Annotated in this window: 1 protein-coding gene; it reads left to right on the forward strand. The window is 65.1% G+C overall.

All coding sequences use genetic code 11. The features are described from left to right. Positions 1-272 (forward strand): neutral zinc metallopeptidase (locus QP415_RS11810; RefSeq protein WP_306559702.1); only part of this gene is annotated, 272 nt, incomplete at both ends.

The following is a 272-nucleotide window of genomic DNA, read 5'->3' on the forward strand; positions in this document are numbered from 1 at the left end:
GGGGGCATCACATCCAGAATCTTCAGGGAGTTTTCCGTGTCCACGACACGCGTGAGACGGGCGCACAGGGCGCCGGCGTCCGCAGCGAGCTGCAGGCGGACTGCTACGCGGGGGTGTGGATGCATTGGGCTTCGAATACTCCCGATCCCGCGACGGGGACGCCCTATCTGAAGACGCCCACCGCCGATCAGGTGCTGGGCGCGCTCCAAACCGCCGAAGCTATCGGTGACGATCGTTTGCAGACCAAGTACCAGGGCACCTCCAACCCGGAG

Source organism: Pauljensenia sp. UMB3104, from assembly GCF_030217285.1.
Classification (GTDB): Bacteria; Actinomycetota; Actinomycetes; order Actinomycetales; family Actinomycetaceae; genus Pauljensenia.